Origin of the sequence: Agromyces sp. CCNWLW213, from assembly GCF_037199545.1 — a bacterium.
Classification (GTDB): domain Bacteria; phylum Actinomycetota; class Actinomycetes; order Actinomycetales; family Microbacteriaceae; genus Agromyces.
In genome coordinates this window covers 49849-66222 of the sequence record NZ_JBBBDX010000008.1, presented here as the reverse complement: position 1 = coordinate 66222, position 16374 = coordinate 49849, and the positions used below count along the sequence as shown (strand labels likewise).

Genomic DNA, 16374 nt, shown 5'->3' with positions numbered 1-16374 from the left:
GCCGCTCATCATGGGGGTCGTCAACGTCACCCCCGACTCGTTCAGCGACGGCGGGCGCTGGTTCGACGCCGACGCGGCCGTCGCGCACGCGGTCGAGCTCGCCGAGGCCGGAGCGGACCTCCTCGACGTCGGCGGAGAGTCCACGAGGCCGGGCGCGGCGCGCGTCGAGCCCGAGGAGGAGCTGCGCCGCGTGATCCCCGTCATCCGGGAGCTCGCCGCTCGCGGGCTGCGGGTGAGCGTCGACACCATGCGCGCCTCGACGGCCGCCGCCGCCGTCGAGGCCGGCGCCGAGATCATCAACGACGTCTCGGCGGGGCTGGCCGACGAGGCCATGGCCCGCATCGCGGCCGAGACGGGCGCGCGGTACGTCGCGATGCACTGGCGCGGGCACTCCGATCGGATGGACGAGCTCGCGCAGTACGCCGACATCGCGGTCGAGGTGCGCGACGAGCTCGCCGTGCGCGTCGACGCCCTCGTCGCGGCGGGCGTCGCGCACGACCGCCTGATCCTCGACCCCGGGCTCGGGTTCGCCAAGCGAGGCGACCAGAACTGGCAGCTCCTGGCGCGGCTCGACGTCCTGGCGGAACTCGGACTGCCGCTGCTCGTGGGGGCGTCGCGCAAGCGATTCCTCGGTGCGCTGCTGCCCGACGGGGCGCCGGTCGAGGACCGCGACCTGCCCACGGCGGTCGTCAGCGCGCTGTCGGCGCAGGCCGGGGCGTGGGGCGTCCGCGTGCACGACGTGCGCTCGACCCGCGTCGCGCTCGACGTCGCCCGCGCATGGCAGAGTGGACGACGTGGCTGACTCGCGCGATCGGATCGCAGTGACGGGCATCCGCGTGCGCGCGCACCACGGCGTGTTCGACTTCGAGCGCGAGCAGGGGCAGGAGTTCGTCATCGACGTGTCGGTGGCGGTCGACCTCGCCGCCGCGGCATGCGGCGACGACCTCGCCCGCACCGTGCACTACGGCGAGCTCGCCGTCGCGGTCGCCCGTGCGGTGGAGCGCGACCCCGTCGACCTCATCGAGACGGTCGCCGAGCGCGTGGCGCGTGTCGCCCTCGGCTTCGACGGGGTCGAGGAGGCGACCGTCACGGTCCACAAGCCCCAGGCGCCCATCGAGGTGCCCTTCGACGACGTCGCCGTCACCATCGTGCGGAGCCGAGCATGAGCCGGGCCGTCATCGCCTTCGGCGCGAACCTCGGCGACCGCGAGGCCACGATCGGTGCCGCGGTGCGCGAGCTCGCCGACGCCCCCGGGATGCGACTGGTCGCGGTCTCGCCCGTGTACGAGACGGCCGCCGTCAAGCTCGACGGCGTCGACCGCGAGGCGCCCCGATACCTCAACGGCGTCGTCGTCGTCGAGACCGAGCTCGACCCGCACGCGCTGCTCGACCTGCTGCACCGGATCGAGCACGACCACGGGCGCACGCGCGACGAGCGCTGGGGCGATCGCACGCTCGACCTCGACCTCGTCGACGTCGACGGCCTGCGCATCTCCGACGACCGGCTCGAGCTGCCCCACCCGCGCGCGTGGGAGCGCGCGTTCGTGCTCCAGCCCTGGCTCGACGTCGAGCCCGACGCCCAGCTCGCCGGACGCGGTCGGGTCGCCGACCTCCGCGCGGCCGCGACCGACGAGGTGGTGCGGCGGTGAAGCGCACGCACGCCTCGACCCTCGTCGCGTTCGGCTTCGTCGGCCTCGCCGTGGGCTATCTCGCCGAGCTCGCGCTCGTCAGCGCCGGGCGCCAGGCCGTCGTGCCGCCCCTCTCGCTCGCGATCACCCTCGTCGGCGTCGCCGCGCTCGTGCTCGCGTTCGCCTGGCCCGTCCGGCAGGCGGTCCGCGGCACCGCGAAGCGGCGCATCGACCCGTTCCGGGCGGCGCGCACGGCGGTCCTCGCGAAGGCGACGAGCATCACGGGTGCGCTCGTGCTGGGCGCCGGCCTCGGCATCACCGCCTTCCTGCTCACGCGCAGCGTGCCGCCGGTGGCATCGACCGTCTGGACGGCCGTCGCCACCGCCGCGGGCGCCGCCCTGCTGCTGGCCGCCGGCCTCATCGCCGAGCACTTCTGCACCATCCCGCCCGACGAGCCCGACGAGGAGGGCGCCGCGCATGCCTGAGCGTGACGAGCCGATGATCGAGCCGGTGCCCGCGCCCCTGGCCGCGCCGGAGCCCGTCGTCGACGGGGGTGAGCCCGCGCCGTCCTTCGCACCGTCCGGCGCGACGGAGCCCGCCGCAGGAGCGCCCGCGCTCGCGCGCGTGCCCGCCGCGCCGCGCGAGGTCGACGCGGCGTGGCGCCGCGTGTCGCCGAAGCACGTCGTGGTCGAGGTCGTCGGCTCGGTGATCGGCTCCGGCATCACCGTCGCGGCGCTTCTCGTCGCCGCGACCTGGCTCGACTTCCCGCTGCTCGCCTGGGCGGCGGCCGCGGTGGGCGCGATGGCGCTCGTCGCGATCGCGCTCGAACCGCGCCGCGTGCGGTCGATCGGCTACCGGCTGAGGGCCGACGACCTCGTCTTCCGGCGGGGGATCATGTTCCAGCGGCAGGTCGCCGTGCCGTACGGCCGCATGCAGCTCGTCGACATCACGCGCGGGCCGGTCTCCCGTGCGCTCGGCCTCGCCGACCTCAAGTTCGTCACCGCCGCGGCAGCGACCGCGGTCACCCTCCCCGGGCTGCCGCTCGAGGAGGCGGAACGGCTGCGCGACGAGCTGGTCGCCCTCGCCGAGTCGCGCCGGGCCGGGCTGTGACCGACACCGGCCGCCGGGCCCGGGTGCGCGACCTCGCCGACGGCGAGTGGCACCGGCTGCATCCGGCGAGTCCGCTCCTGCGCGGCGGGCTCGTCTTCCTCGCGGTGCTCGGCTTCGTCCTCGCGAACCTGCGCGAACGCGTCGTCGAGGTGTTCCTCCTGCTGTTCGCGCCGGTCGCGCCCGAGGAGCGCTTCGAAGCGCCGGCGGGATGGAACGGCGACTGGGCCGAGGACCCGATCGGCGGCATCGTCGTGAACGGCCTGATCGGCTGGGCGCTCGCCGGCCTCGCCGTCGTGATCGTGCTCGTGATCGGCGGCTTCCACCTCGCGTGGCGCATGCACACCTTCCGGGTCACGTCCGAGGCGCTCGAGGTGCGCAGCGGCATCCTCTTCCGATCGCACCGGAGCGCCCGCCTCGACCGCGTGCAGGGCATCAACGTCAACCGCCCGCTCTTCGCACGGCTCTTCGGCACCGCGAAGCTCGACGTGTCGGTCGCGGGCCAGTCCGGGAACGTCGACCTCTCGTACCTCGGGTCGGCACAGGCCGACCGGCTGCGCGCCGACCTGCTGCGGCTCGCGTCGGGGGCACGCCGGGCAGCGGCATCCGACGCGGGACCGGCGACCGCACCGGACGCCGCGGGCGAGGCGGCGTCCGGCACGCTCGCCGCACGGGCCGGGCAGCTCGTCGGCCGCCGCGTCGACGAGTTCCGGGCGCCCGAGCTCGACCCCTCGCTCGCGCCGCCCGAGTCGGTCGTGCGGCTGCCGCTGCCGCGCGTGATCGCGTCGGCCCTGCTCGGCGGGTCGATGATCTGGTTCGCGGTGCTCGTCGCGGTCATCGCCACGGGCGTCGTCACGGGCGCGCCGTGGGTCCTCTTCACCTTCGTCCCCGCGGCGATCGGCCTCGTCAGCTACCTCTGGTCGCGCATCACGAAGTCGCTCCGCTACTCGATCGCGGGCACGCCCGACGGGGTCCGCATCGGATCCGGTCTGCTGTCCACGGCCAACCAGACGATCCCGCCCGGGCGCGTGCACGCGATCGAGGCCACGCAGTGGCTGCTGTGGCGGCCCTTCGGCTGGTGGACGATGCGCATCAACGTCGCCGGCCAGTCGCTCACGCCGACCAACGACGGCGTCCAGCGCACGCTCGTGCTGCCGGTCGGCACGGCCGACGACGTCCGGCGCGTGGTCGGCCTGTTCGTGCCGGACGCCGACGACGTCCTCGCCGTCCGGCTCGCCTCGGGCCTCACGGGCTCGGGCCCGTCGGCGGGGTTCACGTCGGCGCCGCGCCGCGCGGCGTGGATCCGGCCGTTCTCGTGGCGGCGGGTCGGCCTGGCGGTCCACGGCGGCCTCGCACTGCTGCGGCGCGGCTGGCTGGTCCGCAGCGCGATCCTCGTGCCGCTCGCGCGCATGCAGTCCGTGGCGATCGCCGCCGGTCCGGTCCGCCGGGCGCTCGGACTCGCGTCCCTCCGCATCCACACGGTCATGGGCCCCGTCACCGCCGAGCTCCCCGCGCTCGACCGACCGGATGCGGATGCCGCGTTCGAGTCCCTGGCCGCGGAATCCGTCGCACGGGCGCTCCGCGATCCCGGCGAGCGCTGGGGGGTGACGGCCGATGCCCGCTGACCGCAGGGCCGGGCGGCTCGGCGTCGGCACGATCGGCGCCGGACGCGTGGGCGCCGTCCTCGCGTCGGCGCTCGCCGGAGCAGGGCATGCGCTCACGGGCATCTCGGCCGTGTCCGACACGAGCCGGGAGCGCGCCGCCGCGATGCTGCCCCAGGTGCCCGTGCTCCCCGTTCCGGAGGTGATCGAGCGGAGCGAGCTCGTCCTGCTCGCCGTCCCCGGCGACGAGCTGGCCCCGCTCGTCGAGGGGCTCGCCGCGGCCGGCGCGTGGCGGCCCGGACAGCTCGTGCTGCACACCGTCGCCCGCTACGGGGTCGGCGTGCTCGAACCCGCCCGCCGGTCGGGCGCCATCCCGCTCGCCATCCACCCCGCCATGACCTTCACGGGCACGAGCATCGACCTCGGCCGGCTCGCGGGCACGTGGTTCGCGGTGACCGCGCCGGCGCCCGTGCTGCCGATCGCGCAGGCGCTCGCGGTCGAGATGGGCGGCGAGCCGTTCGTGGTCGCCGAGGAGGATCGGGGGGCGTACGCCGACGCGGTCGACACGGCCGTGTCGTTCTCGAGCGCCATCGTCGACCAGGCCGCCGGCATCCTCGAGGGCATCGGGGTCGCACGGTCCGGATCGGTGCTCGCAGCCCTCGTCCGCAGCTCGGTCGAGAACGCGCTCGCCCGACACGACCCGGGTCCGACGGTCGACGGCGGGGCGACTACGATCGACGGGGCCGATGACGCGCGGCCCCTCGGAGGTGACACGTGAGCGAGCGCTCGACGGGCGACGACGCGGTGAGCGGCGCCGCGGCATCCGTGGCCGTCGCACCGCGGGTCGTCGACACGGTCGCCGGCATCCGCGACGCGGTCGCCGGGCACCGCGCGCACGGGCGCCGCGTGGCGCTCGTGCCCACCATGGGCGCGCTGCACGACGGGCACCTCGCGCTCGTGCGACGTGCCCGCGAGGTCGCCGACGTGGTGGTCGTCTCGATCTTCGTCAACCCGCTGCAGTTCGGCGCGGGGGAGGACCTCGACCGCTACCCGCGCACCCTCGAGGCCGACCTCGCCGCGCTCGGGGCGCACGGCGTCGAGCTGGTGTTCGCGCCGTCGCCGGGCGAGATGTACCCCGACGGCGAGGTCGACACCCGCGTCACGGCGGGCCGCATCGGCACGCTCTACGAGGGCGCCTCGCGTCCCGGGCACTTCGACGGCATGCTCACCGTCGTCGCGAAGCTGTTCAACATCGTCCGCCCCGACCGGGCGGTGTTCGGCCAGAAGGACGCCCAGCAGGTGTTCCTCGTGCGCCGGATGGTGCGCGACCTCGACGTCCCGCTCGCGATCGAGGTCGTGCCGACCGTGCGCGAGCCCGACGGGCTCGCGATGTCGAGTCGCAACCGCTACCTGGCGGCCGACCAGCGCCGAGCGGCGCTGCTGCTCTCGGAGTCGCTCGCGGCTGCCGAGGCGGCCTCGGCCGAGGGGATCGGCGAGGTGCTCGCCGAGGCCGCGGCCGCGTTCGGCGACCACGACGGCGTCGAGCTCGACTACCTCGTCGTGGTCGATCCCGAGACCTTCCTCCCGGTCGGCGGCGACGCGCGCGGCGAGGCGATCGTGCTCGTCGCCGCACGGGTGGGCTCGACCCGGCTCATCGACAACGCGGTCATCTCGCTCGGCTGACGCCCGCAGCACCCGGTCGCCCGTCAGGATCGGCGCGGGACGGCGGGCTACGCTGGTCACTGGCGTCCGAGAACGGATGCCGCATCCGATGCCCCCGCCGACCGATTCCGGAGTCCCCATGGCCGACGAGACCACGCACGAGCCGACCGCCGAGGAGATCTCGGAGCAGAAGGCCGTGCGTCTGGCCAAGCGCGAGCGGCTCAACGCGGCATCCGACGACCTCGGCGCGGGCGCCTACCCGGTGGGCCTGCCGGTCACGGCGTCGATCCCCGAGGTCCGCGACCGGTTCGTCGGCCTCGGCGTCGACGAGCGCAGCGGCGAGACGGTCGGGGTCGCGGGGCGGGTCGTGCACCTCCGCAACACGGGCAAGCTCTGCTTCGCGGCGCTGCAGTCCGGCGACGGCAGCCGCATCCAGGCGATGGTCTCGCTCGGCGAGGTCGGCGAGGAGTCGCTCGCCGCATGGAAGGAGCTCGTCGACCTCGGCGACCACGTGTTCGTGTCGGGCGAGGTCATCACCAGCCGCCGCGGCGAGCTGTCGATCATGGCCACCGAGTGGCGGATGGCGGCGAAGGCCATCAACCCGCTGCCGAACCTGCACCACGAGCTCTCGGAGGAGACCCGGGTCCGCAGCCGGTACCTCGACCTCATCGCGCGCGAGCAGGCGCGCCGGAACGTGCTCGACCGCGCGGCCGTCAACGCGAGCCTGCGACGGACGTTCACCGAGCTCGGCTTCGTCGAGGTCGAGACCCCGATGCTGCAGGTCATGCACGGCGGCGCGTCGGCGCGGCCGTTCGTGACGCACTCGAACGCGTTCGACACCGAGCTCTACCTGCGCATCGCGCCCGAGCTCTACCTCAAGCGCGCGGTCGTCGGCGGCATCGAGCGGGTGTTCGAGATCAACCGCAACTTCCGCAACGAGGGGGCCGACTCCACCCACAGCCCGGAGTTCGCGATGCTCGAGGCGTACGAGGCCTACGGCGACTACCACTCGATCGCCGACCTGACGCAGAGGCTCATCCAGGACGCGGCGCTCGCGGTCTCCGGGTCGCACGTCGTGACCTGGGCAGACGGCACCGAGTACGACCTCGGCGGCCAGTGGGAGCGGCTGTCGATGTACGACTCGCTGTCGGAGGCGGTCGGCGAGGCCATCACGCCCGAGACGCCGATGTCGCGCCTGCAGGAGCTGGCCGACGCGGTCGGCATCGAGATCGACCACCCCCTGCCCGGCAAGTACGTCGAGGAGCTCTGGGAGCACCACGTGAAGTCGGGCCTCGAGCGGCCGACGTTCGTCATGGACTTCCCGCTCGACACGTCGCCGCTCGTGCGCCAGCACCGCTCGATCCCGGGCGTCGTCGAGAAGTGGGACCTGTACGTGCGCGGCTTCGAGCTCGCGACCGGCTACTCCGAGCTCGTCGACCCGGTCGTCCAGCGCGAGCGGTTCGTCGAGCAGGCGCGTCTCGCGGCAGGCGGCGACCCCGAGGCGATGCGCCTCGACGAGGAGTTCCTGCGCGCCCTCGAGTTCGGCATGCCGCCGACCGGCGGCATGGGCATGGGCATCGACCGGCTGCTCATGGCCATCACCGGCCTGGGCATCCGCGAGACCATCCTCTTCCCCCTCGTCAAGTGACCCCGAGCGAACGGATGACGCGATGAACGACTACCTGCCCAAGAAGGAGCTCGAGCCCGAGCGCGACCCGAAGCAGCCCTCGTTCGCGCGCGTGGCCGTCTGGGTCATCGTCGGCGCGATCGGACTGTACCTGCTCGGCTCGGGCGTCTGGGGCATCATCACGTCCGGCTAGGCGCGGCATCCGGTCGCGCACCCCCGAGCCGGGGCCGCACGCACCCAGCGAACCCGAGGAAACCCCCGTATTCTGGAACGGCTATGGACGAATTCTGGCTGAACGCGATCTGGTCGGTCGCGCCGACCGTGCTCATCGGACTCATGTTCTGGTTCGTGATGCGCGCCGTCATCCGCGCCGACCGCAACGAGCGCGACGCCTACGCCCGTATCGAGGCCGAGGAGCGCGCGAAGCGCACCGGCGAGCACCGGGCCGCGTAACCCCGGATGACGGCGGCCCAGGCGACGGCCCTCATCGGCGGCATCCTGCTGCTCATCGACCTCGTCATCCGGATCGTCGCCATCATCGTCGTCCCGCGCAACCGCCGTCCCACCGCCGGCATGGCGTGGCTGCTGGCGATCTTCTTCGTCCCCTACATCGGCATCCTGTTCTTCCTGCTCATCGGCAACCCCAAGCTGCCGAGGGCGCGCCGCGAGAAGCAGGAGGAGGTCGACCGGTTCATCCGCGAGAGCACCCACGGCGTCGAGCGCGTGAGCGACAGCTCGGCCTGGCCCGAGTGGTTCGAGGGCGTGGTCCGGCTGAACCGCAACCTGGGGGCGATGCCGCTGATCGGGCAGAACGGCGCCCGGCTCATCGGCGACTACGAGGCCTCGCTCGACGCCATGGCCGACGCGGTCGACCGGGCGAAGCGGTACGTGCACGCCGAGTTCTACATCTTCGCCTACGACTCGACGACCGCGCGCTTCATCGACGCGCTCGGCGATGCGGCCGCGCGCGGCGTCGAGGTGAAGGTGCTCCTCGACCATATCGCGTCGCGTCGCGTGAAGGGCTACAAGCGAACGCTGCGACGGCTCGGCGACCGGGGCATCCAGTGGCAGCTCATGCTCCCGGTACAGCCGTTCCAGGGCAGGTACCAGCGGCCCGACCTGCGCAACCACCGCAAGATCCTCGTCGTCGACGGCGAGATCGCCTACATGGGCTCGCAGAACGTCATCGACCGCAGCTACCACAAGCGCAGCAACCTGCGCCGAGGCCTGAAGTGGCAGGAGCTGGTCGCGGAGGTCGAGGGGCCCATCGTCTCGGGGCTCGACGCGATCTTCGCGACCGACTGGTACCTCGAGACCGGCGAGGCGCCCTCCCGCGACGAGCTGATCCCGTTCGAGCAGGAGTCGGAGCTGCAGGACCTCGACTGCCAGGTCGTGCCGAGCGGCCCGGGATACACGAACGAGAACAACCTCAAGCTGTTCCTCGCGCTGCTCTACGCCGCGCGCGAGCGGATCATCATCACGAGCCCGTACTTCGTGCCCGACGAGGCGATGCTGCGCGCGATCAGCGGGGCGACCCAGCGGGGCGTGCACGTCGAGCTGTTCGTGTCCGAGATCGGCGACCAGGCCCTCGTCTACCACGCGCAGCGCTCCTACTACGAGGCGCTGCTCCGCGCGGGCGTGCGGATCTACATGTACAAGGCGCCGTTCATCCTGCACGCGAAGCACTTCACGATCGACGACGACGTCGCGGTCATCGGCTCGAGCAACATGGACATCCGCTCGTTCGAGCTCAACATGGAGGTCTCGCTGCTGGTGCGCGGGGCGTCGTTCGTGCGCGAGATGCGCGCCGTCGAGGACGGCTACCGGCGCGACAGCCGCGAGCTGACCCTCGACGAGTGGATGCGCCAGCCCCTGCGATCCACCGTCCTGGACAACCTCGCGCGACTCACGTCGGCGCTGCAGTAGCGCCGAGGCGGCGACATCCGTTCGCCCCGAATCCGTCATTCCCCTGAAACGCGAGCCGCGCTAGATTTCGGAGAACGCTCTCCGCGCTGTCGCGACGCGTCCGAGCCCTCGGGTGCGGCGACCGACCCTACGGAGTCCCATGTCGTTCCATCGCACGCTCGCGGGGGTGAGCGTCTCCGCGGTCGTGGCCGCAACGCTCGTCGCCGGCTCGGCACCTGCGGTCGCCCTCGACGGCGCCCCGGCGGTGCCGATCGTCACGCCCGTCTCCTCGCTCGTCGAGCCACCGGCGAGCTACCCGTACCAGCCCGAGCTGGAGGTCGTCCCCGACGATCCGACCGACGCCTCGATCAATCGCGGCGTCATCCCCTACGACGAGATCGCCCCCAAGCTCAACGAGCTGATGGAGGTGAGCGACCGCATCTCGGTGCAGGTGGTGGGCGAGTCCGCGCTCGGACGCGACATCCACCTGGTGACGATCACGGGTGCGGAGAACCGGGGGCAGACGACGAAGCAGGCGAAGTTCCGCGAGCTGATCAAGCAGAACCCGGCGGCGGCCGCGAAGAACCGGGCCCTCATGAGCCAGTACAAGGTGCCGATCTGGTTCAACGCGAACATCCACGGCAACGAGTGGGAGGGCACCGACGCGGTGCTCGACTACATCGAGTACCTCGCGACCGCGCCCGAGGCGGAGGTCGACGAGCTCCTGGACGGATACCGCCTCTACTTCACGGTCACGAACAACCCCGACGGGCGGGCGCTCGGCCAGCGGGCGACCGCCGACGGCTTCGACGCGAACCGCGACCTGATCACCGGAGCCACCCCGGAGGCGCGGCTGATCCGCGACCTCACGGGCGTCATCCAGCCCACCTTCTACGTCGACCTGCACGGCTACACGAGCGTGCTCCAGGTCGAGCCGTGCGGACCGCCCCACGGCGAGAACTACGAGTACGACCTCTTCCTGCCCCACGCGTACTCCGCGGCGCTCGAGATCGAGCAGGCCGTGGTCGACGCCGACATCCCGGGCAACACGTACCTGGCGGCCGATGGCAGTGCGACCACGACGAACACCGGGAAGATCAAGATCCCCTACCGCGACATCCGATCGGGCTGGGACGACTGGCCCCCGATCTTCACGCCGCAGTACGTCGCCTACCAGGGCGCCGTCACGAACACGGTCGAGCTGCCGCTCGGGCGCGTCAACCCGCCCGAGGACCCGCGCAACGCGGCCAACTCGGCGGTCAACATCGAGGTGGCGAACGTCGTGGTCGAGACCTCGGTCGACTACGTGGTCGACAACCGGGCGGCGCTGCTGTCGAACCAGATCGAGATCTTCCGACGGGGCGCGGCGGGTGAGCCCATCGAGACCATCCCCGCCGACGTCGACCCGGCGTCGGTGCCGGAGCCGAACGAGTGGGCCGAGATCTGGGACGAGACCGACGTCTACCCGACCGAGGTCCCGCGCGCGTACGTGATCCCGGTGGGCGAGGGCCAGCGGTCGACGACGGATGCCGCGCGGCTGGTCGACCAGCTCATCGCGAACGGCGTCGAGGTGCACCGGGCCGAGGCCGCGTTCTCGGCCGGCGGTGCGGACCACCCCGCGGGCTCGTACGTCGTCGACATGCACCAGCCGCTGCGCGGCATGGCGAACGTGCTGCTCGCCGACGGCAGCGACATCTCCACGCGCGTGCCGGACATGTACGACATCTCCGCATGGAGCCTCGCGCTGCTGTGGGGTGCCGACGTCGTCGCGATCGGCGACACGACCGATCCGGCCCTCGAGGTGAAGCTCGAGGAGGTCGCGGCGGCCGCCCCGACGGGCTCGGTGCCGCCCGCGGGTTCGTACCTCGAGCTCGCCACGGGCGGCGTCGCCGAATACCAGGCGATCACCTCGCTGCTCGAGTCGGGCGTGGCCGTGTCGGCGTTCGAGGACGGCTCGGTCATCCTCGGGCCGGACGCCGCCAGCCATGCGGCGGCCGTCGAGGTCGCCGACCGCTACGGCGTCGCGTTCACGGCGTCGGACGGGTCTCGGCTCGCGGCCGAGGAGAGCCGTGGCCTCGATGCGATGCGCGTCGCGTACAGCGGCGGTGCCGAGGAACGGGTCACGCTCCAGCGACTCGGCTTCGACCACCTCGTCCCGGTCAGTTCGGCGGCGCTGGAGAGCGGCGCCGCGTCGATGGAGGGCGTCGACGTGCTGTGGATCGGCGGGACGCTGAACTTCGGCACGACGCAGGCCGCCGGGCGCGCGAAGATGCAGGCGTACCTCGACGGCGGCGGGGGCGTCGTCGGCGAGGGCACGGCGATCGCGTCGTTCGCGAACGCGTTCAAGCTCGTCTCCTCCACGGCGGTGTCGGGCACGAGCGGATCGAACGGCATCATCGACGTCGACCCGGTCGACGGCGGCCTGCTCGGGACGTACCCGATGGAGACGTCGTTCGGGTACCCGGCGGTGTGGTTCACGAACCTCGGGGCGAACGCGGTCGTCGAGCAGCGCTACGACGCCGACGACCCGTTCGTGTCCGGTCACTGGCGCGACTCCGCCGGCCGATCGCAGTCGGACGCAGCCGGCCAGGCATCGGCCGTCTCGGCGGAGACCGCCGCGGGCAGCCGCGTGCTCATGTTCGGCTCGTCGATGAACTTCCGCACCCACCCGGTCGGGCTGTACGGCCAGATCGCGCGCGGCCTGTTCTGGGCCGGCAGCGCGGGCGCGGAGGTCCCCGCCCCGTAGCAGGGCGAGTGCACGGACGGCGCCGGTCGGAACCCACGTTCCGGCCGGCGCCGTCGCGTCTCCGGCGCGTTCACCCAGAGCGTGATGTGGGAATTTCTTCGAAACAGTTGCTTTCTGTGGGAATCACGAGCTAAACTCACACAACCGCAGAGACGCAGACCGGAACACGGGCACGGAGGCCGCATGTACGCGATGGAGCGACACGAGCACATCCTCACCGCACTCGCGCGCACCGGCCGCGTCTCGGTCGCCGACCTGGCCGACCGGCTCGGCGTCACCCCCGAGACCATCCGCCGCGACCTCGATGCCCTCGAGCGCGCCGGCCAGGTGCGGCGCGTCCACGGCGGCGCCGTGAGCGCCTCCCGCGCGAGCATCGCCGAGACGACCGTGCTCGAGCGCTCGGGCCGGGCCACCGAGGCCAAGCGCGCCATCGCCCGCGAGGCGCTCGCGCTCGTCCCGGGGACCTTCACGGGGTCGATCCTCGTCGACGCCGGCACGACGACCGGAGCGCTCGCCGACGCCCTCGCGACCTGGCGCCCCGACCCGGGCATCGCGCCGCTCACCGTCTACACGAACTCGATCCCGATCGCCGCGACGCTGCACGGCAACCCCGACCTCGTCGTCCGGATCATCGGCGGTACGGTCCGCGGCATCACCAGCGCGGCCGTCGGCCCCGCGGCCGTCGCGCAGCTCGCCGAGATCCGCCCCGACATCGCCTTCCTCGGCGCCAACGGCGTCAGTGCCGACTTCGGCCTCTCGACGCCCGACGAGCTCGAGGCCGAGGTCAAGCGCGCCATGGTCGGCCGTGCCCGCCTCGCCGTCGTGCTCGCCGACGCGTCGAAGCACGACGACGAGGCGCTGCAGCGGTTCGCCGCCCTCGACGAGGTCGACGTGCTCATCACCGACGCGCCGCCGGCCGGCCGGCTCGCCGCGGCGCTCGCCGACGCCGAAGTGGAGGTGCGGGTCGCATGATCGTCACGCTCACCGTCAACCCGTCGCTCGACCGTACCGTCGAGCTCGACCACGAACTCCTGCGCGGCGAAGTGCAGCGCGTGGCACGGAACGTCGAGGAGCCCGGCGGCAAGGGCGTCAACGTCACGCGCGCGCTCGCGGCATCCGGCGTCGCCTCCGTCGCCGTGCTTCCCGGCCGTGCCGACGACCCGCTGGTGCTCTCGCTCCGCGCCGCCGGCGTGCCCGTTCTCACCGTGCCGATCGAGGCCCGGCTGCGCTCGAACATCACGATCACCGAGCCGGGCGGCGTCACGACCAAGCTCAACGAGCCCGGTCCCGAGCTCACGGTCGCCGAGCAGTCGGCACTCGTGGCCGCGGTCGTCGAGCAGGCGGCGGATGCCGCGTGGCTCGTGCTCGCCGGCTCGCTTCCCCCGTCGCTCGATCCGGCCTTCTACGTGCGCATCGTACGCGAGGCGCGCGCTGCGGGCATGACCGCCCGCGTCGCCGTCGACACGTCGGGCGCGCCGCTCGCGGCGCTCCTCGACTCCGGCGAGCCCGTCGACCTCATCAAGCCGAACGGGGAGGAACTCGCCGAGCTCGCCGGCGAGCCCGACCCCGACGCGCTCGAGGCCGACCCCGCTCGCGTCGCCGAGGTCGCGGCGCGGCTCGCGCCCCGCGGCATCCGCTCGTCGCTCGTCACGCTCGGCGCCGCCGGCGCGGTGTACGTGCAGGGCGAGCACGCGTGGTTCGCCCCCGCGCCACGGATCGTGCCGCGCAGCACGGTCGGCGCCGGCGACAGCTCGCTCGCCGGATTCCTGCTCGCCCTGACCGAGGGGGTGGAGCCCGACCGGGCGCTCGCCCAGGCGGTCGCCCACGGCGCGGCCGCCGCGTCGCTCCCCGGCTCGGCCGTGCCCTCGCGGGACCTCGCCGACGCCTCCGCCATCACCGTCACCCGCATCCGGGGCGCCGTCGCCCCGGTCGTCTCCTAGGAGGAACCCCGATGTCCGACGTCATCGAACCGCGGCTCGTCAGCCTCGACGCACCGCTCGGCGCCGACAAGGCCGCCGTCATCCGCGCCCTCGCCGGCGCGGTCGTGGCCACCGGCCGCGCCACCGACCCCGACGCGCTCTTCGCCGACGCCTGGGCCCGGGAGGAGAAGGACTCCACGGGCGTGCCCGGCGGCATCGCCATCCCGCACGCCAAGTCCGACGCCGTCACCGTGCCGACGCTCGCCGCGGCACGGCTGCCCGAGGGCGTCGACTTCGGCTCGTTCGACGGACCCGCCGACCTCGTCTTCCTCATCGCGGTGCCGTCGGCATCGACGCAGGAGCACCTGACGGTGCTGTCGACGCTGGCTCGATCGCTGATCCGCGACGACTTCGTCGCGTCGCTGCGTTCGGCGCCCGACGCCGACACGTTCGTCCGGCTCGTCGACGAGGCGCTCGCCCCCGAGCCCGAAGCGGCGCCCGCTCCGGTCGGCGCGAGCGCGGCGGCAGGCGCCGGCGCGGCCGGTGCCGCCGGGGCGACGGCGGCTGCGCCGACGGACGCCGCGGCGCCTGCGCACCACACCGGCAAGCCGGTGCTCCTCGCGGTCACCGCCTGCCCCACGGGCATCGCACACACGTACATGGCCGCCGACGCGCTCGTGAAGGCCGCCGACGAGGCCGGCGTCGAACTGCACGTGGAGACGCAGGGCTCCGCCGGGGCCACCCCGCTCGCCCAGTCCGTCATCGATCGTGCCGACGCGGTCATCTTCGCGGTCGACGTCGACGTGCGCGACCGGTCGCGGTTCTCGGGCAAGCCGGTCGTGGCGGGCCCGGTCAAGCGCGGCATCGACCACCCCGGCGACATGATCCGCGAGGCGGTGGCCGCGATCGACGATCCGTCGGCCCCGCGCGTCGCGGGCGAGGCCGGGGCGCAGAGCGCCGAGGCCGCCGTGGCGAACGAGCACTTCGGCCAGAAGGTCAAGCGCGTGCTGCTCACGGGCGTCAGCTACATGATCCCGTTCGTCGCCGGCGGCGGCCTGCTCATCGCGCTCGGCTTCCTGTTCGGCGGGTACGACATCACCGAGAACGCGAGCGAGATCGTGACGACGAACTCGCTGTTCAACCTGCCCGAGGGCGGAATCCTCGAGTACCTCGGTGCGGTCTTCCTGACGATCGGCGGGATCTCGATGGGCTTCCTCGTGCCCGCCCTCGCCGGGTACATCGCCTACGCGATCGCCGACCGCCCGGGCATCGCGCCGGGCTTCGTCGCGGGCTCGGTCGCGGGACTCATGGGCGCCGGCTTCATCGGCGGTCTCGTCGGCGGCATCCTCGCCGGCTGGGTCGCGCTGATGCTGGCCCGCCTGGACGTCCCCCGCTGGCTCCGGGGGCTCATGCCCGTGGTGATCATCCCGCTCGTCGCCTCGATCGTGGCATCCGGTCTCATGATCGTCGTGCTCGGCGGGCCGATCGCCGCGCTGTCGACCGCCCTCAACGACTGGCTGGCGGGCCTCTCGGGTGCCGCCGCCATCGTCCTCGGGCTCATCCTCGGCGCGATGATGGGCTTCGACCTCGGCGGACCGGTGAACAAGGTCGCGTACTCGTTCGCGGTCGCGGGGCTCGGCGCGGCGACGCTCGAGAACCAGACGCCGCTGATGGTCATGGCGGCCGTGATGGCCGCGGGCATGGTGCCGCCGCTCGCGATGGCGCTCGCCACGGTGCTCGACCGCAAGCTGTTCACTCCGGTCGAGCGCGAGAACGGCAAGGCGGCGTGGCTGCTGGGTGCCGCGTTCATCTCGGAGGGAGCGATCCCGTTCGCGGCGGCCGACCTGTTCCGCGTCATCCCCGCGATGATCCTGGGCGGCGCCGTCGCCGGCGCGATCTCCATGGGCATGGGCGTGACCTCGCAGGCGCCCCACGGCGGCATCTTCGTGTTCTTCGCGATCGGCAACCTGCTCTGGTTCGTGCTGGCGATCGTCGCCGGCTCGGTCGTCGGAGCCCTCGTGGTCATCGCACTCAAGCGCTGGGCCCACCGGCGTCCGGTGCGCGAGGAGCAGGCGGTGGATGCGCCTGAGGTGGCCGTGGCCTGACGCCGCGAGACCACCCCGGCGGCCGGTGCTCCCTCCTGGGCACCGGCCGTCGGCGCGCGCGCGGGTGCCGGGTGC

At 73.1% G+C, this 16374-nt stretch carries 16 protein-coding genes; all 16 read left to right on the top strand.

Annotation, left to right across the window (positions count from 1 at the left end; genetic code table 11):
- The first annotated feature begins 10 nt into the window (after positions 1-10).
- The 16 genes from folP to WBQ80_RS14290 all read left to right on the top strand — a co-directional run bounded on the left by folP (position 11) and on the right by WBQ80_RS14290 (position 16299).
- Positions 11-802, top strand: a complete 792-nt coding sequence (gene folP, locus WBQ80_RS14365) for a dihydropteroate synthase (RefSeq protein WP_336571882.1) — start codon at positions 11-13, stop codon at positions 800-802.
- On the top strand, positions 795-1166 hold the full coding sequence (gene folB / locus WBQ80_RS14360; RefSeq protein ID WP_336571847.1) for a dihydroneopterin aldolase: 372 nt from the start codon (positions 795-797) through the stop codon (positions 1164-1166). The genes folP and folB overlap by 8 nt, the downstream gene beginning before the upstream one ends.
- Complete coding sequence (gene folK, locus WBQ80_RS14355; RefSeq protein WP_336571848.1) at positions 1163-1648, top strand: 2-amino-4-hydroxy-6-hydroxymethyldihydropteridine diphosphokinase; 486 nt, start codon at positions 1163-1165, stop codon at positions 1646-1648. Before folB ends, folK begins: the two co-directional genes overlap by 4 nt.
- A complete protein-coding gene (locus WBQ80_RS14350) occupies positions 1645-2112 on the top strand; it encodes a DUF3180 domain-containing protein (protein WP_336571849.1) in 468 nt (155 codons plus the stop codon). Before folK ends, WBQ80_RS14350 begins: the two co-directional genes overlap by 4 nt.
- Positions 2113-2251: 139 nt before the next feature.
- Positions 2252-2737: a PH domain-containing protein gene (locus tag WBQ80_RS14345; protein WP_442892692.1), complete on the top strand. Its 486-nt coding sequence runs from the start codon at positions 2252-2254 to the stop codon at positions 2735-2737.
- The gene (locus tag WBQ80_RS14340; RefSeq protein ID WP_336571851.1) at positions 2734-4359 is read left to right on the top strand and encodes a PH domain-containing protein; all 1626 of its coding nucleotides are present in this window, start codon (positions 2734-2736) and stop codon (positions 4357-4359) included. Before WBQ80_RS14345 ends, WBQ80_RS14340 begins: the two co-directional genes overlap by 4 nt.
- On the top strand, positions 4349-5113 hold the full coding sequence (locus WBQ80_RS14335) for a Rossmann-like and DUF2520 domain-containing protein (protein ID WP_336571852.1): 765 nt from the start codon (positions 4349-4351) through the stop codon (positions 5111-5113). Before WBQ80_RS14340 ends, WBQ80_RS14335 begins: the two co-directional genes overlap by 11 nt.
- A gap of 47 nt (positions 5114-5160) precedes the next feature.
- A complete protein-coding gene (panC, locus tag WBQ80_RS14330; protein WP_336571883.1) occupies positions 5161-6018 on the top strand; it encodes a pantoate--beta-alanine ligase in 858 nt (285 codons plus the stop codon).
- 118 nt (positions 6019-6136) lie between these two features.
- Positions 6137-7645, top strand: coding sequence for a lysine--tRNA ligase (gene lysS / locus WBQ80_RS14325; RefSeq protein WP_336571853.1), 1509 nt, complete (start codon positions 6137-6139; stop codon positions 7643-7645).
- A 22-nt stretch (positions 7646-7667) separates the two neighbouring features.
- A complete protein-coding gene (locus WBQ80_RS14320) occupies positions 7668-7817 on the top strand; it encodes a hypothetical protein (RefSeq protein WP_336571854.1) in 150 nt (49 codons plus the stop codon).
- Between the two features lie 83 nt (positions 7818-7900).
- The gene (locus tag WBQ80_RS14315; protein WP_336571855.1) at positions 7901-8077 is read left to right on the top strand and encodes a hypothetical protein; all 177 of its coding nucleotides are present in this window, start codon (positions 7901-7903) and stop codon (positions 8075-8077) included.
- 6 nt (positions 8078-8083) lie between these two features.
- Positions 8084-9550, top strand: a complete 1467-nt coding sequence (cls, locus tag WBQ80_RS14310; RefSeq protein ID WP_336571856.1) for a cardiolipin synthase — start codon at positions 8084-8086, stop codon at positions 9548-9550.
- Positions 9551-9689: 139 nt separating this feature from the next.
- The gene (locus tag WBQ80_RS14305; RefSeq protein WP_336571857.1) at positions 9690-12275 is read left to right on the top strand and encodes a M14 family zinc carboxypeptidase; all 2586 of its coding nucleotides are present in this window, start codon (positions 9690-9692) and stop codon (positions 12273-12275) included.
- 183 nt (positions 12276-12458) lie between these two features.
- The gene (locus tag WBQ80_RS14300) at positions 12459-13247 is read left to right on the top strand and encodes a DeoR/GlpR family DNA-binding transcription regulator (RefSeq protein ID WP_336571858.1); all 789 of its coding nucleotides are present in this window, start codon (positions 12459-12461) and stop codon (positions 13245-13247) included.
- A complete protein-coding gene (locus WBQ80_RS14295; RefSeq protein WP_336571859.1) occupies positions 13244-14215 on the top strand; it encodes a 1-phosphofructokinase family hexose kinase in 972 nt (323 codons plus the stop codon). Before WBQ80_RS14300 ends, WBQ80_RS14295 begins: the two co-directional genes overlap by 4 nt.
- An 11-nt stretch (positions 14216-14226) precedes the next feature.
- Positions 14227-16299 carry a PTS fructose transporter subunit IIABC gene (locus tag WBQ80_RS14290; RefSeq protein ID WP_336571860.1) on the top strand — a complete coding sequence of 691 codons (2073 nt, stop codon included), beginning with the start codon at positions 14227-14229 and terminating at the stop codon, positions 16297-16299.
- Positions 16300-16374 lie beyond the last annotated feature (75 nt).